The organism is Pseudomonas izuensis (assembly GCF_009861505.1).
Classification (GTDB): Bacteria; Pseudomonadota; Gammaproteobacteria; order Pseudomonadales; family Pseudomonadaceae; genus Aquipseudomonas; species Aquipseudomonas izuensis.
Map to the genome: position 1 here is coordinate 49,316 of NZ_WTFT01000003.1, position 22,284 is coordinate 71,599.

At 59.7% G+C, this 22,284-nt stretch carries 18 protein-coding genes and 5 tRNA genes; 7 read left to right on the top strand and 16 right to left on the bottom strand.

Annotation, left to right across the window (positions count from 1 at the left end; genetic code table 11):
* Positions 1–47: 47 nt before the first annotated feature.
* From leuB to leuC, 4 genes are all read right to left on the bottom strand, one after another.
* Positions 48–1,130, bottom strand: a complete 1,083-nt coding sequence (gene leuB, locus GPL81_RS02030) for a 3-isopropylmalate dehydrogenase (RefSeq protein ID WP_160104996.1) — start codon at positions 1,128–1,130, stop codon at positions 48–50.
* 65 nt (positions 1,131–1,195) lie between these two features.
* A complete protein-coding gene (locus GPL81_RS02035) occupies positions 1,196–1,963 on the bottom strand; it encodes a class I SAM-dependent methyltransferase (protein ID WP_160104997.1) in 768 nt (255 codons plus the stop codon).
* 147 nt (positions 1,964–2,110) lie between these two features.
* A complete protein-coding gene (gene leuD, locus GPL81_RS02040) occupies positions 2,111–2,755 on the bottom strand; it encodes a 3-isopropylmalate dehydratase small subunit (protein ID WP_160104998.1) in 645 nt (214 codons plus the stop codon).
* 11 nt (positions 2,756–2,766) lie between these two features.
* Complete coding sequence (gene leuC, locus GPL81_RS02045; RefSeq protein ID WP_096512561.1) at positions 2,767–4,185, bottom strand: 3-isopropylmalate dehydratase large subunit; 1,419 nt, start codon at positions 4,183–4,185, stop codon at positions 2,767–2,769.
* Positions 4,186–4,333: 148 nt separating this feature from the next.
* On the opposite strand from leuC, the gene GPL81_RS02050 reads away from it, so the two are divergent.
* On the top strand, positions 4,334–5,224 hold the full coding sequence (locus GPL81_RS02050; protein WP_121102889.1) for a LysR family transcriptional regulator: 891 nt from the start codon (positions 4,334–4,336) through the stop codon (positions 5,222–5,224).
* Positions 5,225–5,290: 66 nt separating this feature from the next.
* Positions 5,291–8,569 (top strand): PAS domain S-box protein, encoded by a 3,279-nt coding sequence (locus GPL81_RS02055; protein WP_160104999.1) that lies wholly within the window; start codon positions 5,291–5,293, stop codon positions 8,567–8,569.
* Positions 8,570–8,708: 139 nt separating this feature from the next.
* Here the strand turns inward: GPL81_RS02055 and GPL81_RS02060 are convergent, their stop codons facing one another.
* From GPL81_RS02060 to gltX, 10 genes are all read right to left on the bottom strand, one after another.
* Entirely contained in the window at positions 8,709–9,155 is a 447-nt protein-coding gene (locus GPL81_RS02060) for an Hsp20 family protein (protein ID WP_096512564.1), read from the bottom strand.
* Between the two features lie 121 nt (positions 9,156–9,276).
* Positions 9,277–10,236, bottom strand: a complete 960-nt coding sequence (locus tag GPL81_RS02065; RefSeq protein WP_096512565.1) for a tRNA dihydrouridine synthase — start codon at positions 10,234–10,236, stop codon at positions 9,277–9,279.
* A gap of 165 nt (positions 10,237–10,401) precedes the next feature.
* Complete coding sequence (locus GPL81_RS02070) at positions 10,402–10,857, bottom strand: acyl-CoA thioesterase (protein WP_096512566.1); 456 nt, start codon at positions 10,855–10,857, stop codon at positions 10,402–10,404.
* Between the two features lie 48 nt (positions 10,858–10,905).
* The gene (locus GPL81_RS02075; protein ID WP_160105000.1) at positions 10,906–11,739 is read right to left on the bottom strand and encodes an alpha/beta fold hydrolase; all 834 of its coding nucleotides are present in this window, start codon (positions 11,737–11,739) and stop codon (positions 10,906–10,908) included.
* Positions 11,740–11,768: 29 nt separating this feature from the next.
* Positions 11,769–12,308, bottom strand: coding sequence for a TetR/AcrR family transcriptional regulator (locus GPL81_RS02080; RefSeq protein WP_096512568.1), 540 nt, complete (start codon positions 12,306–12,308; stop codon positions 11,769–11,771).
* A 184-nt stretch (positions 12,309–12,492) separates the two neighbouring features.
* Positions 12,493–12,568, bottom strand: a tRNA-Glu gene (locus GPL81_RS02085).
* 79 nt (positions 12,569–12,647) lie between these two features.
* Positions 12,648–12,723: transfer RNA gene (locus tag GPL81_RS02090), tRNA-Ala, on the bottom strand.
* A 53-nt stretch (positions 12,724–12,776) separates the two neighbouring features.
* A tRNA-Glu gene (locus GPL81_RS02095) sits at positions 12,777–12,852 on the bottom strand.
* Between the two features lie 79 nt (positions 12,853–12,931).
* Positions 12,932–13,007 (bottom strand) — tRNA-Ala (locus GPL81_RS02100).
* 249 nt (positions 13,008–13,256) lie between these two features.
* Positions 13,257–14,738: a glutamate--tRNA ligase gene (gltX, locus tag GPL81_RS02105; protein WP_160105001.1), complete on the bottom strand. Its 1,482-nt coding sequence runs from the start codon at positions 14,736–14,738 to the stop codon at positions 13,257–13,259.
* A gap of 229 nt (positions 14,739–14,967) precedes the next feature.
* On the opposite strand from gltX, the gene GPL81_RS02110 reads away from it, so the two are divergent.
* The gene (locus GPL81_RS02110; RefSeq protein ID WP_160105002.1) at positions 14,968–16,056 is read left to right on the top strand and encodes an HlyD family secretion protein; all 1,089 of its coding nucleotides are present in this window, start codon (positions 14,968–14,970) and stop codon (positions 16,054–16,056) included.
* Positions 16,046–17,596, top strand: coding sequence for an MDR family MFS transporter (locus tag GPL81_RS02115; protein ID WP_121102898.1), 1,551 nt, complete (start codon positions 16,046–16,048; stop codon positions 17,594–17,596). The genes GPL81_RS02110 and GPL81_RS02115 overlap by 11 nt, the downstream gene beginning before the upstream one ends.
* A 106-nt stretch (positions 17,597–17,702) precedes the next feature.
* Here the strand turns inward: GPL81_RS02115 and uvrB are convergent, their stop codons facing one another.
* Positions 17,703–19,718, bottom strand: coding sequence for an excinuclease ABC subunit UvrB (gene uvrB, locus GPL81_RS02120; RefSeq protein WP_096512572.1), 2,016 nt, complete (start codon positions 19,716–19,718; stop codon positions 17,703–17,705).
* Between the two features lie 351 nt (positions 19,719–20,069).
* On the opposite strand from uvrB, the gene GPL81_RS02125 reads away from it, so the two are divergent.
* A complete protein-coding gene (locus GPL81_RS02125; protein ID WP_160105003.1) occupies positions 20,070–21,266 on the top strand; it encodes an amino acid aminotransferase in 1,197 nt (398 codons plus the stop codon).
* Positions 21,267–21,499: 233 nt separating this feature from the next.
* A complete protein-coding gene (locus GPL81_RS02130) occupies positions 21,500–21,709 on the top strand; it encodes a hypothetical protein (protein WP_096512574.1) in 210 nt (69 codons plus the stop codon).
* Here the strand turns inward: GPL81_RS02130 and GPL81_RS02135 are convergent.
* Positions 21,706–21,936 carry a hypothetical protein gene (locus tag GPL81_RS02135; protein WP_160105004.1) on the bottom strand — a complete coding sequence of 77 codons (231 nt, stop codon included), beginning with the start codon at positions 21,934–21,936 and terminating at the stop codon, positions 21,706–21,708. The two genes, GPL81_RS02130 and GPL81_RS02135, sit on opposite strands and share 4 nt — an antisense overlap.
* A gap of 230 nt (positions 21,937–22,166) precedes the next feature.
* Between GPL81_RS02135 and GPL81_RS02140 the strand changes: the two genes are divergently transcribed.
* Positions 22,167–22,242: transfer RNA gene (locus GPL81_RS02140), tRNA-Asn, on the top strand.
* Positions 22,243–22,284 lie beyond the last annotated feature (42 nt).

The following is a 22,284-nucleotide window of genomic DNA, read 5'->3' on the forward strand; positions in this document are numbered from 1 at the left end:
TGTGGACCGCTGCTTTCATGGTTGAATTTTGCAGCGGGCCCGAAAGATTACAGATTCCGCAGCGCGGCGACTACTGCGTCACCCATTTCCTGCGTACCGACTTTAGTGCAACCGGTCGACCAGATGTCACCCGTGCGCAAGCCCTGATCCAGCACCAGGCTGACGGCTTTTTCAATGGCATCGGCCGCAGCCTGCTGGTTGAAGCTATAACGCAGCATCATCGACACCGACAAAATGGTCGCCAACGGGTTGGCAATGCCCTTGCCCGCGATGTCCGGTGCCGAACCGTGGCACGGCTCGTACATGCCTTTGTTGTTGGTGTCCAGGGACGCCGACGGCAGCATGCCGATGGAACCGGTGAGCATCGATGCCTGGTCCGACAGAATGTCACCGAACATGTTATCCGTCACGATCACGTCGAACTGTTTCGGTGCACGCACCAGTTGCATGGCGGCGTTGTCGACGTACATGTGGCTCAGTTCGACTTCAGGGTAATCCTTGGCCACTTGCTCGACCACTTCACGCCACAGCTGGCTGGACGCCAGTACGTTGGCCTTGTCCACCGAGCACAGCTTCTTGTTGCGCACCATGGCCATGTCGAAACCGACACGGGCGATGCGACGGATTTCGCTTTCGCTGTACGGCAGGGTGTCGTAGGACTGACGCTCGCCGTTTTCCAGGGTACGGGTGCCACGTGGCGCGCCGAAGTAGATGCCGCCGGTCAGCTCGCGAACGATCAGGATGTCCAGGCCGGAAACGATTTCCGCCTTCAGGCTGGAAGCTTCGGCCAGTTGCGGGTAGAGGATCGCCGGACGCAGGTTGCCGAACAAGCCCAGTTGCGCGCGGATTTTCAGCAGGCCACGCTCAGGACGGATATCACGCTCGATGGCGTCCCATTTCGGGCCGCCCACGGCGCCCAACAGCACGGCGTCGGCGGTGCGGGCACGCTCCAGGGTTTCGTCGGCCAGCGGCACGCCGTGCTTGTCGATGGCCGCGCCACCGATCACGTCGTGGCTCAACTCGAAGCCCAGGGTGAACTTGTCGTTGGCCAGTTCCAGCACCTTGACCGCTTCGGCCATGATTTCCGGGCCAATACCGTCACCTGGGAGAATCAGAATCTGCTTGCTCATGCTTTCCTCATGTCATCAGTCGGTGCACCCTTGGGCGCACCCGGAAAAAGTCTACTGTTCAGGGCTCATTTTTCGGCGAACAGCACCAACACATCGGTACTGAACGAACCATCGGCCTCAATTTCAAAATACTCGCGCACTTCGCTGCCCATCGACTGCTGCAATTCGCGGATCGCCGCACGCATCACCGACGGTGTGCGCATGCGTTCGACCCAGGAGTTGTATTCCAGACGCAACCGCTGACGAGCGGTACTGCGAGTATGCAACCCCGCCTCACTGACCTGGCGCAACCACTCACCCGCGGAATAATCACGCACATGGCTGGTGTCGCGCAGTACTTCGACGCTTTGCAGGTAAGTGTCGAACAACGGGCTGCCCGGTGACAACACGTCGATGAACGCCGCCACACCGCCCGGCTTCAGCACTCGACGCACTTCCCGCAGCGCGAGGCCAAGATCGCTCCAATGGTGCGCCGAATAACGGCTGAACACGAAGTCGAACTCGCCATCGGCGAACGGCAGGCGCTCAGCGGCACCGTTGACCGTGGCGACATTGCTCAAGCCACGATCGATAGCTGCCGCGGCGACCACGTCGAGCATTTGCTGCGACAGGTCGTAGGCCACCACTTCTTTCACCAGCGAGGCGACGTGAAAACTCACGTGACCGGCGCCGCAACCCAGGTCCAGCACGCGGGCATCGCCCTGCCCCGCCAATTCGGCCTGTAGCAGCGCGAATTCGGCGCCTTGAGCGTGGACGGCGCTGCTCAGGTAGGCCGAGGCCTGTTCACCGAATTGTTTCTGGACTACCTGACTGTGCTGGGCGGTGCTGGTCATGGGGACTTCCTTTTTGGGGTTGAGTCTTGTGTTGTCTGGGCTGCCGTCATCGCGAGCAAGCTTTGCTCCTACAGGGGTCTGTGGCGTTCACATAATCTGTGGGAGCTGAGCTTGCTCGCGATGGGGCCGGCCCTGAATACATAAACCTCAGGCGTCGCGAAACAACCAGGGCTGGCTCGCACGGTGCTTGGCTTCGAACGCCGCAATCGCATCGCCGTCCTGCAAGGTCAGGCCGATATCGTCCAGGCCATTGAGCAAGCAGTGCTTGCGGAAGGCGTCGATTTCAAAGCTCAGCACCTTGCCATCCGGACGGGTCACGGTCTGGGCTTGCAGATCGATCTGCAACTGGTAACCCGGATCGGCCTCGACCTGTTTGAACAGTTCATCGACTTCAGCGTCGCTCAAGATGATCGGCAACAAGCCGTTCTTGAAGCTGTTGTTGAAGAAGATGTCGGCATAGCTTGGCGCGATGATGCTGCGGAAACCGTACTCTTCCAGCGCCCACGGCGCGTGTTCGCGGCTGGAGCCGCAACCGAAGTTCTCGCGGGCCAGCAATACACTGGCACCCTGATAGCGTTCGGCGTTGAGCACGAAGTCCTTGTTCAGCGGACGCTTGGAGTTGTCCTGATACGGCTGACCCACATCCAGGTAGCGCCACTCGTCGAACAGGTTCGGGCCGAAACCGGTGCGTTTGATCGACTTCAGGAATTGCTTCGGGATGATCTGGTCGGTGTCGACGTTGGCACGATCCAGAGGCGCGACAAGTCCAGTGTGCTGGGTAAAAGCTTTCATGCTGCGCTCCTTTAGATCAATTCACGGACGTCGACGAAACGACCGTTCACAGCGGCGGCGGCGGCCATGGCCGGGCTGACCAGGTGAGTACGACCACCAGCGCCTTGACGGCCTTCGAAGTTGCGGTTCGAGGTCGAAGCGCAATGCTCGCCACTTTCCAAACGGTCCGGGTTCATCGCCAGGCACATCGAGCAACCCGGCTCACGCCATTCGAAACCGGCTTCGAGGAAAATCTTGTCCAGGCCTTCGGATTCCGCCTGGGCCTTCACCAGGCCCGAGCCCGGCACCACGATCGCCTGCTTGATGGTCGATGCCACTTTGCGACCCTTGGCGATCACCGCCGCCGCGCGCAGGTCTTCGATCCGCGAGTTGGTGCAGGAGCCGATGAACACGCGGTCCAGCTGAATGTCGGTGATCGCCTGATTGGCGGTCAAACCCATGTACTTCAAGGCGCGCTCGATGGAACCGCGCTTGACCAGGTCCATTTCCTTCGCCGGATCCGGCACGTTCTGATCGACAGCCAACACCATCTCGGGCGAGGTGCCCCAGCTGACTTGCGGCTTGATCTGGGTCGCGTCCAGTTCAACGATGGTGTCGAACTTCGCATCAGCGTCGGACACCAGGTCTTTCCAGGCTTCGACGGCCAAGTCCCACTCCGCGCCTTTTGGAGCGAATGGACGGCCCTTCACGTAGGCCACGGTTTTTTCGTCAGCTGCCACCAGGCCTACGCGAGCGCCGGCCTCGATGGACATGTTGCAGATGGTCATGCGGCCTTCGACGGACAGGTCGCGAATCGCACTGCCGGCGAATTCGATGGCGTGGCCGTTACCGCCGGCGGTGCCGATCTTGCCGATCACGGCGAGGACGATGTCCTTGGCGGTCACGCCGAACGGCAATTGGCCTTCGACGCGTACCAGCATGTTCTTCATTTTCTTGGCGACCAGGCACTGGGTAGCGAGCACGTGCTCGACCTCGGAAGTGCCGATACCGTGAGCCAGGGCACCGAACGCGCCGTGGGTCGAGGTGTGGGAGTCGCCGCAGACCACGGTCATGCCCGGCAAGGTGGCACCCTGCTCCGGACCGATCACGTGGACGATGCCTTGGCGGACGTCATTCATCTTGAATTCGACGATGCCGTATTCGTCGCAGTTATCGTCGAGGGTCTGGACCTGCAAGCGCGAGACCTGGTCGGCAATGGCGGCGATGCCACCCTTGCGCTCCGGGGTGGTCGGTACGTTGTGGTCCGGGGTCGCGATGTTGGCATCGATGCGCCAAGGCTTGCGCCCGGCCAGGCGCAGGCCTTCGAAGGCTTGCGGCGAGGTCACTTCGTGGATGATGTGACGGTCGATGTAGATCAGCGCAGAGCCATCGTCGCGCTGTTTGACCAAATGCGAATCCCAGAGCTTGTCGTAGAGCGTTTTGCCGGCCATCAGACGGTTTCCTCATCAGCTTGTTTCTATGCCCCGGGCCTTGACGATTTCAATAACCCTTTGGCTTGTGAGGCTGATCCTATGGGGTTACATTGAATAACTCAAATTCATATTTTTTATGCTTTGAATAACCAACTGGAATACATCCATGGACCTGGCCAATCTCAATGCCTTTATCGCCATCGCCGAGACCGGAAGCTTCTCCGGCGCGGGCGAACGCCTGCACCTGACCCAGCCGGCGATCAGCAAACGCATCGCCGGGCTGGAGCAACAATTGAAGGTGCGATTGTTCGATCGACTGGGTCGTGAGGTGGGGCTGACCGAGGCCGGTCGCGCCCTGCTGCCCCGCGCCTACCAGATCCTGAACGTCCTTGATGATACGCGCCGCGCCCTGACCAACCTCACCGGCGAAGTGACCGGTCGTCTGACCCTGGCCACCAGTCACCACATCGGCCTGCATCGATTGCCACCGTTATTAAGGGAGTACACACGACGCTTCCCTGACGTCGCGCTGGACATTCAGTTTCTCGATTCGGAAGTGGCCTACGAGGAAATCCTGCATGGCCGCGCCGAACTGGCGGTCATCACCCTGGCACCGGAGCCCCACGCGCTGGTCAAGGCCAAGCCAGTGTGGGATGACCCGCTGGATTTCGTGGTCGCCCCGGAGCATTCGCTGCTCAACAACGGCAAGGTCAGCCTGGCAGACATCGCCCGCCATCCAGCGGTGTTCCCTGGCGGAAACACCTTTACCCACCATATCGTCCAGCGACTGTTCGAGGCCCAGGGCCTGACGCCGAATATCGCCATGAGCACCAATTACCTGGAAACCATCAAGATGATGGTGTCAATTGGCCTGGCCTGGAGCGTCTTGCCGCGCACCATGCTTGATGAACAAGTTGCACGAATACCGCTGCCGGGCATACAACTGTCTCGCCAGCTAGGCTATATCCTGCACACAGAACGGACGCTATCGAATGCAGCACGGGCTTTCATGGCCTTGCTGGATGCCCAAATCGATCTGCCAGGGACTCATGGCTAACTTGTGCTACGCCTATAGAGCCGCGAAATCCTGTGCCCAATGCCCACTTCAGCCTAAGGCTTGCCAATGCCGAAATCTGTTGACCGTATTCCGCCGATGCCGCGTATTCAGGCACTTGACCCCAAGCGTTCCGAGCAGAGCTGGGAAAGCGCCCCACAATTGCTGGCTGCCCTGAACGGCGCACGTTTGGGTGCCTGGTATTGGGATATCGAGCGCGGGCAAATCAGTTGGTCACGGGGTACACAGGCGCTTTTCGGCTTCGACCCGCGCCAACCATTGCCGGCCGATCTGGAGTACCTGGACTTGCTGCCCCCGGAAGACCGGGCGAAAACCGTTCGCGCCTTCCACGCAGTGATCGCCGGTGCACCGCTGGATCAAGCGATGCACCACCGCATTCGCTGGCCTGACGGCAGCCTGCATTGGCTGGAGATCAATGGCAGCCTGCTGCCGGACAAGCACGGTCGCCCACGCATGATCGGCGTAATCCGCGAAATCACCCACCAGCGCCAGCGCGAACAGGCCTTGAGCAGCTCGGAAAAGCGCTTCGCCACGCTGTTTCATCTTTGCCCGAACATGGTCCTGCTGACCCGCCAGGATGATGGCCTGATCACCGAGGCCAACCAGTATTTCGAAAGCCTGTTCGGCTGGCCGGTGCAAGACGCGATCGGGCGCACCACCCTGGAGCTGGGCCTGTGGGTGCACCCCGAGCAGCGGGCGCAACTGGTCAAGGCCACCAAGGCCAAAGGCGAGCTGATCAGCATGGAGGTGCAATTTCGCGCCAGCAATGGGCAAATTCACGATGGCATCCTCAGCGCGCAAAAGGTCGAACTCGAGGGGCAACCGTATCTGTTGAGCACCTTCCTCGATACCACCGAGCGCAAGGCCGCCGAACACGCCCTCAAAGACAGCCAGGAACGCCTCGACCTGGCCCTGGACTCGGCACAACTGGGCACCTGGGACTGGCACATACCCAGCGGCATGCTCTACGGCTCGGCCCGCGCCGCACAGTTGCACGGGCTGGAGGCGAAACCCTTCCATGAGTCCTTCGAAGAGTTTTTCGAGGGCGTGCCCGGCGAAGAGCGCGACTCCATGCGCGATGCCTACCGCACTCTGCGCGAAGGCCCGGCCGGCAACTATCAACTGACCTATCAGGTTCAACTGCCGGACGGCAGCTCGCGTTACCTGGAAAGCCGGGCCCGGCTCTACCGCGATGAAAACGGCCTGCCGCTGCGCATGGCCGGCACCTTGCTCGACATCACCGATCAGGTCGAACGCGAACAACTGCTGGTAGCTTCCGAGGAGAAATTCGCCACGCTGTTCCAGGTCAGCCCGGACCCGATCTGCGTGACCCGCCAGGACACCGGGCAGTTCATCGAGATCAATTCCAGCTTCACCCAGACCTTCGGTTGGAGCGCTACGGATGTCATCGGGCGCAGCGCCGACGAAATCGGCTTGTGGGATGCTTCGGCGAAAAGCCTGCAACGGATCGAACAGGTGATCCGCGAACAGGCGCTGAACAATGTAGCAATCCTTGTCCAGCACAAGGACGGGCAATCCCTGACCTGCGTGATTTCAAGCCGCCAGATCAGCGTGGGCGACCAGCCATGCATCGTCACCACCCTGCGCGACATCACCCAGCAGCAACGCTCGGAAGCGGCGCTCAAGGCCAGTGAAGAGAAGTTTGCCAAGGCATTTCACTCCAGTCCCGACGCCATCACCATCACCGAACGCGACACCGGCCGCTATCTGGAAGTCAACGACGGCTTCTGCCGCCTGACCGGCTATCGCGCAGACGAAGTGATTGGTCGTACGGTGTACCAGGTCGGGATCTGGGCCGAAGAGAAGCAACGCTCGGCATTGCTGGCCGAACTGCAGATCAAGGGCCGGGTCCATCATCAGGAAATGCTCGGGCGCAACAAGCGCGGCGAATTGCTGACCGTCGAAGTCTCGGTGGAACCGATCACCCTCAATGAAACCGCGTGCCTGCTGTTGACCGCACGGGACGTCAGCCTGCTGAAAAACGCCGAGGCGCAGATCCGCCACCTGGCCTACCACGATCCGCTGACCAACCTGCCCAACCGCGCGTTGCTGATGGATCGCCTGAGCCAGCAGATTGCCCTGCTCAAGCGCCATAACCTGCGCGGCGCACTGATGTTCCTGGATCTCGACCACTTCAAGCACATCAACGACTCGCTCGGCCATCCAGTGGGCGATACGGTACTGAAAATCATCACCGCGCGCCTCGAAGCCAGCGTGCGCATGGAAGACACGGTCGCCCGCCTGGGCGGTGACGAATTCGTGGTCCTGCTCAGCGGCCTTGAAGGTTCGCGCAACGAGGTCAGCACCCAGGTTCGCGAACTGGCCGATACGTTACGAGAATTGCTGTCCGAGCCAATGTTCCTCGACGGCCAACGCCTGCAAGTGACACCGAGTATCGGCATTGCGCTGATTCCCGATCACGGCTCGACGCCGACCGACCTGCTCAAACGCGCCGACATCGCCCTGTATCGCGCCAAGGATTCGGGGCGCAATACCGCGCAGATGTATCACAACACCATGCAGAAGGCCGCGAGCGAGCGCCTGCGCATGGAGACTGATCTGCGCCTGGCACTGTCTCGGGGTGAATTTCGCGTGCATTACCAGCCGCAACTCGACGCCCGGGACAACCGCATCGTCGGCGCTGAAGCGCTGGTGCGCTGGAACCATCCGGAACTCGGCGCGCAATCGCCCGCCGAGTTCATCAAGGTGCTGGAAGACAGTGGCCTGATCCTGGAGGTCGGTACCTGGATCATCGACGAAGCCTGCCAGGCTTTCAGGCAACTGATCACCACCGGACGGGTGGACCCGCAGGATTTCAGCCTGTGCGTGAACATCAGCCCGCGACAATTTCGCCAGAATGACTTCGTCGAGCGCATCGAAGAAAGCCTGGCCCGCTACGGCCTGCCCTGCTCGTTGCTGAAACTGGAAATCACCGAAGGCATCGTCATCCAGAACCTGGAAGACACCATCAGCAAAATGCGTCGCCTGAAAAAAATCGGCGTGAGTTTTGCCATGGACGATTTCGGCACGGGCTATTCCTCGCTGACTTACCTCAAGCGCCTGCCGGTCGACACCCTGAAAATCGACCAGTCGTTCATTCGCGACGCCACCACCGACCCCAACGACGCCGAAATCATCCGCGCCATCGTCGCCATGGCTCGCAGCCTGGAATTGAAAGTGATTGCCGAAGGCGTGGAGACGTCGGAGCAGCTTGAATTCTTGCAGGGGTTGGGCTGTCACTTTTACCAGGGGTATTTGCACAGCCAGCCGTTGCCGGTGGAGGAATTTCAAAAGCTGTTGAGGTGATGGCGTAAAAAAAACCTTATGTGGGAGCAAGGCTTGCCCGCGATGAGGCCCTTGAGATCGCCATCGCGGGCAAGTCGGATCGCCGCCCGCTTGCTCCCACAGAAAAGGGCGCCATTGGCGCCCTTCTTGTTGCTTCGGCTTAGTGTTGCAGAGCCGGTTTTTGCGTCCCGTTGATCGGGATGCGCTTGGCCTTGGCCTCTTCCGGAACAACCCGCAGCAGGTCGATGCTCAACAGACCGTTGCTGAGGCCGGCGGCCTTGATTTCGATGTGGTCCGCCAGACGGAAGGACAGTTTGAAGGCACGCTGGGCAATGCCTTGGTGCAGGAAGGTCACGCCTTCGCTGGCATCACGTTTGCCGCCACTGATGGTCAGTACACCCTTCTCGACCTGCAGCTCCAGGTCTTCTTCCTGGAAACCGGCCGCCGCCACGACGATGCGGTATTGATCGTCACCGTGTTTTTCGACGTTGTAGGGTGGGTAGGTGCTGCCTGGCTCATTGCGCAGGGCGGTTTCGAACAAGTCGTTGAAACGGTCGAAACCTACCGAGGAACGGAACAGAGGCGCCAGGGAAAATGCAGTAGTCATGATTCAAATCTCCTGAAAACAATCAGCAAGGTTTTTTGTCTCCGCGACCCGAATTCGGCATCGCGTAACCCTTAGATAGGGACCACTGATTGCTTTTCAAGAGATTTTTTTCAGATTTTTATCAGGCGGCTTCGGCCACCTGCAAACCCAGCAGGCGCGAAACCTGATCCGGCTCCGTCTCCCGACGCAGGACGGTGAACAGCTCTACCGCCTCGGGATAATTGCGGGTCAGCATCGCCAGCCATTGCTTCAGGCGACCCGGCGATTGACGTGGCGTCATCTGCGCCTTGGCTTGCAGCCAGAAATCCTGGAGCAGCGGCATCAGCTCGGCCCACGTCATTTCGACGACTTCCTCACCTGCGCGCGCCGCAGCGATTTGCCGTGCCAGATCCGGGCGCGAAACCAGGCCGCGGCCGAGCATGATGTCTTCCACGCCACTGATCTCGCGGCAACGGCGCCAGTCTTCGACGCTCCAGATATCGCCATTGGCAAACACCGGAACCTTGACTACGTCCTGCACCCTGGGAATCCACTCCCAATGCGCTGGCGGCTTGTAGCCGTCGGTTTTGGTCCGCGCGTGCACCACGATGTGCTCCGCGCCGCCTTCGGCCAGGGCCGTGGCACACACCAGCGAACCGTCCGGGCTGTCGAAGCCCAGGCGCATCTTGGCGGTCACCGGAATATGCGCTGGAACGGCGCGACGGACATGCTCGACGATCCGGTTCAGCAGCTCGGGCTCCTTGAGCAACACCGCGCCGCCACGGGACTTGTTCACGGTCTTGGCCGGGCAGCCGAAGTTCAGGTCTATGACCTCAGAACCCAACTCGCAGGCCAAAGCGGCGTTTTCCGCCAGGCACACCGGGTCCGAACCCAGCAACTGCACGCGCAGCGGTACGCCGGACGCCGTGCGGGCTCCATTGAGCAATTCAGGGCCGAATTTGTGGAAATAGGCAGGCGTGAGCAACTGATCATTGACACGAATGAACTCGGTCACGCACCAGTCAATGCCACCCACTCGGGTCAGCACGTCGCGCAGGATGTCGTCGACCAACCCCTCCATGGGCGCCAGGGCAATTTGCATGAAAAACACACTCAACGAAAAACGTGCGGCAGTTTACTGGTTTCGGCAGGAATCTGCAGAACATCGCAGATTCCCCTGTGGGAGCGAGCCTGCTCGCGATGGCGGTTGCACATCCAACATCAATGTTTCTGACAGACCGCTATCGCGAGCAGGCTCACTCCCACATTAGATCTTGGCTGCTTCCGGATTTTGCGACAGCAACGCCGGGCCATAGCCCTCAATGAACTCCGCCGGCATGCGCTTGGGCTTGCCCGTGGACAGTTCGATGCAGACGAACGTGGTTTGCGCACGCAACAACGTCGAATTATCGCTGGGGCGCTTCAACTGGAAGTGACGGGTCATTTTCAGACGCTGATCCCAATCGACGATCCAGGTCGCCAATTGCAGTTCGTCGCCTTCATAGGCCGCCGCCAGGTAATCGATCTCGTGTCGCACCACCGCCATCGCCCGGTCCAGCCGACGATACTCGACCAGATCCAGGCCAAGGCGCTGGGAGTGGCGCCACGCACAGCGTTCGAGCCAGGTCACGTACACCGCGTTGTTGGCGTGCCCCAGGCCGTCGATGTCCTCGGCGCCCACTTGCAGATCAATGATAAATGGCGTTGCCCGATCCCAGCCCATGCCCCACTCCCGGTCAGATGATTTCGACCGGCGCAGTGTAACGGATGCTCAGGCCGATTGGCGCGATTGCAGACTGCGACCGGCCAACAGTGATAACACGCCCTCAATCATCCGGGGATCAGCAAGGACCCGCTGGTGACCGCCCTCTTCCAGGCGCAACAGGCGACTGTCGAACCAGGCCTCGTGGATCAGCTGCGACTCCTTGACTGGTACCTGATTGTCGTCCTCGGCATGAACGATCAGCCCGGGCATGTCCAGTTGATAATGCGCGACATCCAGCGTGGCGGCACGCATGCCAACGTCCTTCTCGACCTGGCGAATGAAGGCGGAACGGGCTTTGGGAGGCAATCGCACATAGCGGGCGAAACCGCGCAGTACGCCAAGGATCCGCGCCGGCGCGGCGATGCTGACCAGCGTTTCGGTACGCAAACCCAATTGCACGGCAAGCATGGCACTGGCGCCACCCATGGAGTGACCGATGACTGCCTGGAGCGGTGGCAACTCGGCGGCGGCTTCGAGCATGGCGCGGGCGAACAACACGACATTCGCCTCGGTTCCCGGTGAGCGACCGTGCGCCGGGCCATCGAGGGCAACCACGGTGTAACCGGCATCGACCAGCGCGGTGATCAGGCTGGCGAATTGTGTGGGCCGACCTTCCCAGCCGTGCATCAGCAACACCGCAGGCCCCTGCCCCCAACGCAATGCCGAGAGGCCGAAACGCAAGGTTATCCGCTCGGATTTGGCCAGCAGCGGTAATTCCCAATCACGCGGTGGAAAATCCCGCGGCGTCATGAACGCCAGTCGCATTTTGCTTGCGACCAGTTGCGGAGCAAACCAACCCAAGGTGCCATTAACGCCACGAACCCACTTCAACGTGCTCATCGCTCTTTCCTCAGGCTGCTGCCTTCAGGTCAACGCACCGCCGACTTGGCAGCGCGCAGTAATCGATCGGATAAATCACCGGGACCCAGCGCCCGTGCCAGCGCCAGACCACCCACCATCAAGGCCATATCGGCCAAGGCTTTGTCGGTGTCTTCAGGACTGGCCGCCAATTGCGCGACCATCAGTTCCAAATGCTCGTTCAGTGCAATTCGGAACGTCTCCGGCAGACGTCCGAGCTCGCCGATCGAGGCCGGAATCGGGCACGCAGACTCGCTGGAATCACGATGTTTGCGCGACAGATAGAACGCAGCGACCAGGGCACGACGCTCTTCTCCGGTCAACTCGGCGTCCATATCGGCAATCAGGTCGCGACGACGACCCAGCAATTGCTTGAACGCCTCCAGCATCATCGCGTCCTTACTTTCGAAGTGCGCATAGAAACCACCGACGGTCAGGCCGGCCGCCCCCATGACTTCGCCCACGCTCGGCTCAGCCGGGCCGCGCTGAATCAGCGCTGCGCTGGCAGCCTTGAGGATGCGTTCGCGGGTTTGAGCTTTTTTATCGTTCATCGATGCCTCCGAATATTACGACTAGAATATTATTCTCATAATAATATTCTGCAAGTCGTGGATGTGACCGCTGGTCTGAAGAACAGTTTGAAAGAGAGAGGGAGATTTGGCCAAACGCCAGACAAACAAAAGGGCCATTCAATAATTGAATGACCCTTATAAAATCCCGCAGAGCGGGTAATCGTGGCGTCCCCTAGGGGACTCGAACCCCTGTTACCGCCGTGAAAGGGCGGTGTCCTAGGCCACTAGACGAAGGGGACACAAACCTTCTATACAACTGATCAGTGCTGAGAGCTGATCGATTCAAGGCCGGTGTGGCCAGACCTTGAACTGTAAAATTGGTGGAGCTAGACGGGATCGAACCGTCGACCTCTTGCATGCCATGCAAGCGCTCTCCCAGCTGAGCTATAGCCCCGGATTTTTCGCCTCGCGGCGGAGCGACATCTTGCAACATCGCTTCTGTAAAACTGGCGTCCCCTAGGGGACTCGAACCCCTGTTACCGCCGTGAAAGGGCGGTGTCCTAGGCCACTAGACGAAGGGGACGCAAACCCTTCTATACAACTGATCAACGCTGAGTGTTGATCGCTTCAAGGCCGGTGTGGCCAGACCTTGAAGTGTAAATTGGTGGAGCTAGACGGGATCGAACCGTCGACCTCTTGCATGCCATGCAAGCGCTCTCCCAGCTGAGCTATAGCCCCTCATCGTTGATGTCATCGCTGAGGACGGGGCGAATCTTAAGGGCGTATCGAAAGGCTGTCAAACTTATTTTTCAAAAAATTTAAAATTTTTTGCCGACATAACAATCACTTACCACCCTCCCCCCGAAAATCCGGGGGTTTCTCCAACCGTAGGAGCTGGCTTGCCAGCGAAGAGGCCCGCAAGATCGATGCAAGCATCAAGGTCGCCTTCGCCGGCAAGCCGGCTCCTACAAGGTCAGGTGCGCAGGATCAGACGATCGCGCCCAACAGCTTTTCCCACTCTTTGTTTTCTTTCTTCGATACGCCGCCCAGCAGATCAATCGCCTGGCGCAAGCGGAAACGGGTCAGGTCCGGACCGAGGATTTCCATCGCGTCGAGTACCGACACCGAGCTCGCCTGGCCAGTGATCGCCGCGAACATCAGCGGCATGGCATCGCGCAACTTCAGTTCCAGGGATTCGACCACCGCCTGAATCGTCGCCGTAATGCTGTCCTTCTCCCACTGACGCAGGCTTTCGAGCTTCCAGAGGATCAACTGCATCAATTGACGGACCTGATCGCCCGACAGCTTCTTCGATTCGAACAGCTTGGCGTCCGGGTTCACTCCACCTGCAAAGAAGAAGCCGGCCAGCGGTGCGACCTGGCTGAAGGTTTCAACCCGCCCCTGTACGTGCGGCGCGATCTTCATCATGTATTCGGAGTTGAAAGCCCACTTCTGCACGCGTGCGGCGAATTCTTCCACCGGCAGGTCACGCAGCCACTGACCGTTGAGCCACGACAATTTCTCGATGTCGAAAATCGGCCCACCCAGAGAAACGCGACTCAGGTCGAAGTGGTCGACCATTTCCTGCAGCGAGAACTTTTCGCGCTCGTCGGGCATCGACCAGCCCATGCGCCCCAGATAGTTGAGCATGGCTTCCGGCATGAAGCCCATGCGCTCGTAGAAGGTCACCGAGGTCGGATTCTTGCGCTTGGAGAGCTTGCTCTTGTCCGGGTTACGCAGCAGCGGCATGTAGCACAGCTGCGGCTGTTCCCAGCCGAAGTATTCGTACAGGAGAATCAGTTTCGGTGCCGATGGCAGCCACTCTTCGCCACGCAGCACGTGGGTGATGCCCATCAGGTGATCATCGACCACGTTGGCCAGGAAGTACGTCGGCAGGCCGTCGGTCTTCATCAGGACTTGCATGTCCATGCGATCCCACGGGATTTCAACGTCGCCGCGCAGCATGTCCGGAACCACGCAGACGCCTTCGCTCGGCACCTTCATGCGGATCACGTGCGGTTCGCCAGCGGCGAGGCGGCGCGCGACTTCTTCCTTGGACAGCAGCAGCGCGCGACCGTCGTAGCGCGGAGTTTCGCCGCGGGCCATTTGTTCGGCGCGCATCTGGTCCAGCTCTTCAGCGGTGCAGAAGCACGGGAAGGCATGACCCAGGTCGACCAATTGCTGGCAATACTTCTGGTAAATATCGCCGCGCTCGCTTTGACGATACGGACCATGCGGGCCGCCAACATCCGGACCTTCGCTCCAGTCGATGCCCAACCAGCGCAGGGCGTCGAAAATCTGCTGTTCGGACTCGCGGGTCGAACGCAACTGGTCCGTGTCTTCGATTCGCAGGATGAACTCGCCGCCGTGCTGCTTGGCAAAGCAGTAGTTGAATAATGCGATGTAAGCGGTACCTACGTGGGGGTCCCCGGTAGGCGATGGCGCGATGCGAGTGCGGACGGTGGTCATGGCATGTCTCGAAAAATAAAAAGCGAAGATTAAACAGGGGGCGAATGGTAACAGGCGCAACCCGCCCCGCTCCAGTGAACAGGGCATTTAAGCCAAGTTTGCGTCTACAACGCCCGTATGCCGCGGTGAATGGCCAAATATCAGCCGATGGCATTTACCGTTTATCGGCTGTATGCCAGATTCCCCTGCTGGTAACTTTCCTTACATATTCTCGACTACAGTTTGCCCCATGCCTGCCCAACTCAAGCGTCGCCTGTCCATTTTCCTGCTGATCGTCCTGCTCATTGCCGGGGGCTTTTTTGCCCATTGGTTCTTTAAGGGACGTTTTTATGAAAGCACTGACAACGCGTATGTCCAGGGCGAGATCACCCGCGTGTCCAGCCAGCTGGGCGCACGTATCGATCAGGTACTGGTGCAGGACAACCAGCACGTCGAAAAAGGCCAGCTGCTGATCAGGCTCGAGGGTGACGATTTCCGCCTCGCCGTCGACCGCGCCAGCGCCACCCTCGCCACTCGCCAGGCCGAACGCCTGCAAGCCCAGAGCAAACTGACCCAACAGGCCAGCCTGATTGCCGCCAGCGATGCGCAGGTAGCCTCCAGCCAGGCCAGCCTGGGCCGTACGCAGATTGATTTGAACCGAGCCGAGACCTTGCGTAAACCCGGTTACGTGTCGGAAGAACGGGTCACCACCCTCTCCGCCGAATCCCACATCGCCCGATCACAACTGAGCAAAGCCCAGGCAGACGCCCAGGGACAGCGCCAGCAAGTGAACGCGCTGACCGCCGAGATCAAACGCCTCGACGCGCAGATCGCCAATGCCAAGGCGGATCTGGCCCAGGCCGAACTGAACCTCACTCGCAGCGAGATCCATGCGCCGATCAGCGGCCTGATCGGCCAGCGCGCGGCCCGCGAAGGTCAATACGTGCAGGCCGGTGCCTATTTGCTGTCGATCGTGCCCGATGAAGACATCTGGATTCAGGCCAACTTCAAGGAAACCCAGATCGGCCACATGCAGCCCGGCCAGAAAGCCGAACTGATCTTTGACGCCTACGGCGATACGCCGATCGAAGCCAGGGTCGACAGCCTGTTCGCCGCCTCGGGCGCGCAGTTCAGCCTGTTGCCGCCGGACAATGCCACGGGCAACTTCACCAAAGTCGTGCAACGGATACCGGTAAAACTGACCTTCGCCTCCGACAATCCACTGCGTGGCAAGATCCGGCCGGGCATGTCGGTCACTGCCAAAGTGAACATCAAGGACGCGCCTGAAGCTGTCACGCCCAAGGTAAGCAGCAAAGACACCCCTGACGATGGCCGGTGATCAACTGATCCGACCGGTCGGGGAACCGACCCGCCGGGACTGGATCGCGGTGATGAGCGTGATGCTCGGCGCCTTCATGGCCGTACTCGACATCCAGATCACCAACTCCTCACTCAAGGATATTCAGGGCGCGCTGTCAGCCACCCTGGAAGAAGGCTCGTGGATTTCCACCTCGTACCTGGTGGCGGAAATCATCATGATCCCGCTGACTGCCTGGCTGGTGCAGTTGCTGTCGGCGCGTCGCCTGGCGGTGTGGGTGTCCCTCGGATTTCTCGTTGCCTCGCTACTGTGCTCCATGGCCTGGAGCCTGGAAAGCATGATCGTTTTTCGCGCACTTCAGGGTTTTACCGGCGGGGCGCTGATTCCGCTGGCGTTCACCCTGACACTGATCAAACTGCCCGAGCATCACCGCGCCAAAGGCATGGCGATGTTCGCCATGACCGCGACTTTCGCCCCGTCCATCGGCCCGACTCTGGGCGGCTGGCTGACCGAAAACTGGGGCTGGGAATACATTTTCTACATCAACATTCCTCCCGGCCTGATCATGATCGCCGGCCTGATGTACGGCCTGGAGAAAAAAGAAGCGCACTGGGAATTGCTGAAAAGCACCGACTACGCCGGGATTGTCACCCTCGGCGTCGGCCTGGGTTGCCTGCAGGTATTCCTGGAAGAAGGCCATCGCAAGGACTGGCTCGAATCCGACTTGATCGTGACCCTCGGCAGCATTGCACTGATCAGCCTGATCACTTTTGTCATCGTGCAGTTTTCCAAGCCCAATCCGCTGATCAACCTCGGCATCCTGGGCAATCGCAATTTCGGCCTGTCGAGCATTTCCAGCGTCGGCATGGGGGTCGGCCTGTATGGCTCGATTTATCTGTTGCCGCTGTACCTGGCGCAGATTCAGAACTACAACGCCCTGCAGATCGGTGAAGTGATCATGTGGATGGGCGTGCCACAACTGTTCTTGATCCCGCTGGTGCCCAAGTTGATGAAGGTTGTCTCGCCCAAATGGTTGTGCACGATTGGCTTCGGCCTGTTCGGCCTGGCGAGTTTTTCCTCAGGCGTGCTAAACCCGGACTTCGCCGGACCGCAGTTCAATCAGATCCAGATCATCCGCGCGCTGGGGCAGCCGCTGATCATGGTCACCATCTCGCTGATCGCGACTTCGTACATCCTGCCGAAGGATGCGGGGTCGGCATCGAGTCTGTTCAACATCCTGCGCAACCTCGGCGGCGCGATTGGCATCGCCCTCCTCGCTACCCTGCTGGATGCGCGAACCAAGGTTTACTTCGACTATTTGCGCGAGTCCATTGTGCCGAGCAACCCGCAGGTGGCCGAACGCCTGGCGTCGCTGACCAATACGCTGGGCAACGAAACGGCGGCACTGGGCAAACTCAGCGAAATCGCCCACCAGCAAGCGTCGATCATGGCCTACAACGATGCGTTTCACTTTGTCGGGATTGCGTTGGGGATCAGCATGCTGGCGGTGTTGTTGACCAAAAAACTGCCGGCGGGGTTGAAGGCCGGGGAAGCACACTAAGACCGAGTTGCCTCCATCGCGAGCAAGCTTTGCTCCCACAGGGTGTTCGCCATAAACCTGTGGGAGCAAAGCTTGCTCGCGATGAGTCCCTAACAGACGCTAGAGATCAAACCGTAATCAAACGCTCGCGTAACTTGGTTATCTCGTCGCGCATTTGCGCCGCAGCTTCGAATTCCAGGTCGCGAGCCAGCTGATACATCTTCTCTTCCAGTGCCTTGATGCGCTTGGCGACCTCGCCCGGCGAGCGCAGTTCGGCTTCGTACCTGGCGTTTTCCTCGGCCGCCTTGGCCATGCCCTTGCGCTTCTTGCTGCGCGAACCCGGCACAGTGGCGCCTTCCATGATGTCGGCAACGTCCTTGAACACCCCTTTTGGCGTGATGCCATTGGCGAGGTTGAAGGCGATCTGCTTGTCGCGACGGCGCTCGGTTTCGCCAATCGCCCGCTCCATGGAGCCGGTGATGCGATCGGCATACAGAATCGCCCGACCGTTGAGGTTACGCGCCGCCCGGCCGATGGTCTGGATCAGCGAGCGCTCGGAACGCAGGAAGCCTTCCTTGTCGGCATCGAGGATGGCCACCAACGACACTTCCGGCATGTCCAGGCCTTCGCGCAGCAAGTTGATCCCCACCAGCACATCGAAGGTGCCGAGGCGCAGATCGCGGATGATTTCAACCCGTTCGACGGTGTCGATGTCCGAGTGCAGGTAGCGCACGCGCACACCGTGGTCGGCCAGGTAATCGGTCAGGTCTTCGGCCATGCGCTTGGTCAGCGTGGTGACCAGCACCCGCTCCTCTACCGCCACGCGCTTGCTGATTTCCGACAACAAGTCGTCGACCTGGGTCAGCGCCGGACGGATTTCCACTTGCGGGTCCACCAGGCCGGTCGGCCGCACCACCTGCTCAACCACGCGACCGGCGTGTTCGGCTTCGTAGTTGCCCGGCGTCGCCGAGACGAAGATCGTCTGCGGACTGATACTTTCCCATTCGTCGAAACGCATCGGCCGGTTATCCAGCGCTGATGGCAGGCGGAAACCGTACTCCACCAGCGTTTCTTTACGCGAACGGTCACCTTTGTACATGGCCCCGACCTGGGGCACGCTGACGTGGGACTCGTCGATCACCAGCAAGGCGTCGGCCGGCAAGTAGTCGTAAAGGGTCGGTGGTGGTGCCCCGGCTTCACGACCGGACAGGTAGCGCGAGTAGTTTTCGATACCGTTGCAGTAGCCCAGTTCGAGGATCATCTCCAGGTCGAAACGGGTGCGTTGCTCCAGACGCTGGGCTTCCACCAGTTTGTTGTTGGAACGCAGGTATTCCAGGCGTTCCTGCAATTCGACCTTGATCCCCTCGACGGCGCCCATCAGGGTTTCCCGTGGCGTCACGTAGTGGCTCTTGGGGTAGAAGGTAAAACGCGGCAGTTTGCGAATCACTTCGCCGGTCAATGGATCGAACGCCGACAGACTTTCCACTTCATCGTCAAACAGCTCGATGCGGATCGCTTCGAAATCGGATTCTGCCGGGTGGATATCGATCACATCGCCGCGCACGCGGAAAGTCGCGCGGGCGAACTCCATGTCGTTACGGGTGTATTGCAGGTCAGCCAGACGCCGCAGCAACTCACGCTGATCGAGCTTGTCGCCGCGATCCACGTGCAAAACCATCTTCAAATAGGTTTCCGGGCTGCCCAGACCGTAGATGCACGACACCGTGGTGACGATGATCGCGTCCTTGCGCTCCAGCAGCGCCTTGGTCGCGGACAGGCGCATCTGCTCGATGTGGTCGTTGATCGAGGCATCTTTCTCAATGAAGGTGTCGGAAGACGGTACGTAGGCTTCAGGTTGGTAGTAGTCGTAATAGGAAACGAAATACTCCACCGCGTTGTTCGGAAAGAACGACTTGAACTCACCGTACAATTGCGCGGCCAGGGTCTTGTTCGGTGCCAGCACCAGCGTCGGGCGCTGCACCTGCGCGATCACGTTGGCGATGCTGAAGGTCTTGCCCGAGCCGGTCACACCGAGCAACGTCTGGTGCGCCAGCCCGGCTTCGATGCCCTCGACCATCAGGCGGATGGCTTCCGGCTGATCGCCGGCAGGCTCGAAGCGGGTGACGAGCTGAAATTCAGACATGTATACCTCTCGGTTCTCGGAGCAAGGAATCGCGCCTGCGCAGTCAAACCGGCAGGAACGAGAAAGGCCGCAAACGACACACGTCGCCCGAGGAAAAAACTGGATTGTGCTCAATGTGGTGTCGATTGCCCGCGCTTTCAAGGCAAACGTCCTACATCCCTTGCAGTCTTTGATGCAGTCAATCGACTAATGGTCGAAAAATAATCCGAAAAACTTACCTCAAAACCCGAATCGTCTGTCGCCATCAATCGCAGATGGCCTCTATACTAGCTCCCCGTTTGTGCACCGCTCTAGTGCATTCGGCTGGAGCGCGACACGTCCGTCCACTCCCCTATCAGAGCCGCCGCAAAAATGAGCCTGTTCTCCGCTGTCGAAATGGCACCACGCGATCCAATCCTGGGCCTCAACGAAGCATTCAACGCCGATACCCGTACTGACAAAGTCAACCTGGGGGTTGGTGTTTACTGCAATGAGGAGGGGCGAATTCCACTCCTGCGCGCCGTTGTCGAAGCCGAGACGATTCGCGCCGCTCAACACGTTTCCCGTGGCTACCTGCCAATCGACGGCATCGCCGCCTACGACCTGGCTGTGCAGAAATTGCTGTTCGGCAATGATTCGCCGCTGATCGCCGCTGGCCGAGTGATCACCACCCAGGCCGTTGGTGGTACCGGCGCACTGAAAATCGGTGCCGACTTCCTTAAGCAACTGCTGCCCAACGCCGTCGTGGCGATCAGCGATCCGAGCTGGGAAAACCACCGCGCGCTGTTCGAAACCGCTGGTTTCCCGGTGCAGAACTACCGTTACTACGACGCCGCGACCCACGACGTGAACCGTACCGGCATGCTGGAAGACCTGAACGCGCTGCCAAACGGCTCGATCATTGTGCTGCACGCCTGCTGCCACAACCCGACCGGCGTCGACCTGAGCCCGGCGGACTGGAAAAACGTACTGGAAGTCGTGAAAGCCAAAGGTCACGTACCATTCCTCGATATGGCCTACCAGGGCTTTGGCGATGGTATCGACGAAGACGCCGCTGCCGTGCGTCTGTTCGCTGAGTCGGGCCTGACCTTCTTCGCTTCCAGCTCGTTCTCCAAGTCGTTCTCGCTGTACGGCGAGCGCGTTGGTGCCTTGTCGATCGTCAGCGAATCGAAAGAAGAAAGCGCGCGCGTACTGTCGCAAGTCAAACGCGTGATCCGCACCAACTACTCCAACCCGCCGACCCACGGCGCAAGCATCGTCGCTGCCGTGCTCAACAGCCCGGAACTGCGTGCCCAGTGGGAAGCCGAACTGGCGGAAATGCGCCTGCGCATTAAGGGCATGCGTACTCAGATGGTCGACCTGCTGGCGCAAAACGCCCCGCAGCGCGATTTCAGCTTCGTCGGTCGTCAGTGCGGCATGTTCTCCTACTCCGGCCTGAGCGTCGAACAGGTTCACCGCCTGCGCAACGAATTCGGCATCTACGCCCTGGACACCGGCCGCATCTGCGTGGCTGCGCTGAACCAGAGCAACATCAAGGTTGTAACGGATGCAATCGTTCAGGTGATCTGAACCGCATTGTGAGACGAAAAACGGGAAGCCTTTGGGCTTCCCGTTTTTTTGTGCCCCAGATAATTCTCAAACCGCCTGCCAAGCCCTCTAAACTGCACACATCTACCCTGTAGGAGCTGGCTTGCCAGCGAAGGCGGCCGAACAGCCGACATCAACGTTAACCGTTAAGGCCTCTTCGCTGGCAACCCAGCTCCTACAAGTTTTGTGTACACCCAGAATCTGACGAGAACGACATGAAAATCGATGACCTACGCGCTGATCGCGGTGACCGCGACGACCTGGATGACTTCATCCCCCGCACCCCGGCCAAACGCGGCAATAACCTGGTGATGCAAGTCGCTGCCGGCGTGTTTCTCGGCGGGCTGGCCCTGTGGCTGGTGCAACTGGGCGCCACTGCGCTGTACGCCAAGCTGATGCTCGGCACGATCACCTTCGGCGGTTAAGCCAGTTCGGTCGCGCGCTGGCTGGCGGCATCGTCAAACGCGACATAGAGCGATTCAGCGACCTGGCTCTTGATCGCCTTGGTGCTTTCAAGACCCAGGACAAACCCTTCGGCCTTGCCACCCGCGCGATTCAATTGTTCAGCAGTACTGGCCTGGGTGATTGCATCGAACAGCTTTTCGGCGTGAGGGCCGACACCTTTGGGCAGGCTGATCTGAGCGATGCTCATGGGAACACCTCATTGATTCGAGGCATTGAAGGGGTCAAGTGAGTCATGGCGCGTACCTTTTCGGCGAATGGCCGGTAGCGCGTGCAACCACTTCCGGGCGGTCATGGTAGACCCATGAAGCGATTCTGGTAACCGCCAATCACCGATAAACCACCGTCCGTCCCATTGAATCCGTCAATTTGCAATCACATGCTTGACTTCTCTTTTTGAATCAGTAACATAGGCGCCATTCCGCGATAGCTCAGTTGGTAGAGCAAGTGACTGTTAATCACTGGGTCCCTGGTTCGAGTCCAGGTCGTGGAGCCAGACAGCAATACCGAAAAGCCCCTGAATCGAAAGGTTCAGGGG

Excerpts from the sequence above, each read along its gene's own strand:
- leuB (WP_160104996.1), bottom strand. The coding sequence starts at position 1,130 with ATGAGCAAGCAGATTCTGATTCTCCCAGGTGACGGTATTGGCCCGGAA.
- GPL81_RS02035 (WP_160104997.1), bottom strand. The coding sequence starts at position 1,963 with ATGACCAGCACCGCCCAGCACAGTCAGGTAGTCCAGAAACAATTCGGT.
- leuD (WP_160104998.1), bottom strand. The coding sequence starts at position 2,755 with ATGAAAGCTTTTACCCAGCACACTGGACTTGTCGCGCCTCTGGATCGT.
- leuC (WP_096512561.1), bottom strand. The coding sequence starts at position 4,185 with ATGGCCGGCAAAACGCTCTACGACAAGCTCTGGGATTCGCATTTGGTC.
- GPL81_RS02050 (WP_121102889.1), top strand. The coding sequence starts at position 4,334 with ATGGACCTGGCCAATCTCAATGCCTTTATCGCCATCGCCGAGACCGGA.
- GPL81_RS02055 (WP_160104999.1), top strand. The coding sequence starts at position 5,291 with ATGCCGAAATCTGTTGACCGTATTCCGCCGATGCCGCGTATTCAGGCA.
- GPL81_RS02060 (WP_096512564.1), bottom strand. The coding sequence starts at position 9,155 with ATGACTACTGCATTTTCCCTGGCGCCTCTGTTCCGTTCCTCGGTAGGT.
- GPL81_RS02065 (WP_096512565.1), bottom strand. The coding sequence starts at position 10,236 with ATGCAAATTGCCCTGGCGCCCATGGAGGGGTTGGTCGACGACATCCTG.
- GPL81_RS02070 (WP_096512566.1), bottom strand. The coding sequence starts at position 10,857 with ATGGGCTGGGATCGGGCAACGCCATTTATCATTGATCTGCAAGTGGGC.
- GPL81_RS02075 (WP_160105000.1), bottom strand. The coding sequence starts at position 11,739 with ATGAGCACGTTGAAGTGGGTTCGTGGCGTTAATGGCACCTTGGGTTGG.
- GPL81_RS02080 (WP_096512568.1), bottom strand. The coding sequence starts at position 12,308 with ATGAACGATAAAAAAGCTCAAACCCGCGAACGCATCCTCAAGGCTGCC.
- gltX (WP_160105001.1), bottom strand. The coding sequence starts at position 14,738 with ATGACCACCGTCCGCACTCGCATCGCGCCATCGCCTACCGGGGACCCC.
- GPL81_RS02110 (WP_160105002.1), top strand. The coding sequence starts at position 14,968 with ATGCCTGCCCAACTCAAGCGTCGCCTGTCCATTTTCCTGCTGATCGTC.
- GPL81_RS02115 (WP_121102898.1), top strand. The coding sequence starts at position 16,046 with ATGGCCGGTGATCAACTGATCCGACCGGTCGGGGAACCGACCCGCCGG.
- uvrB (WP_096512572.1), bottom strand. The coding sequence starts at position 19,718 with ATGTCTGAATTTCAGCTCGTCACCCGCTTCGAGCCTGCCGGCGATCAG.
- GPL81_RS02125 (WP_160105003.1), top strand. The coding sequence starts at position 20,070 with ATGAGCCTGTTCTCCGCTGTCGAAATGGCACCACGCGATCCAATCCTG.
- GPL81_RS02130 (WP_096512574.1), top strand. The coding sequence starts at position 21,500 with ATGAAAATCGATGACCTACGCGCTGATCGCGGTGACCGCGACGACCTG.
- GPL81_RS02135 (WP_160105004.1), bottom strand. The coding sequence starts at position 21,936 with ATGAGCATCGCTCAGATCAGCCTGCCCAAAGGTGTCGGCCCTCACGCC.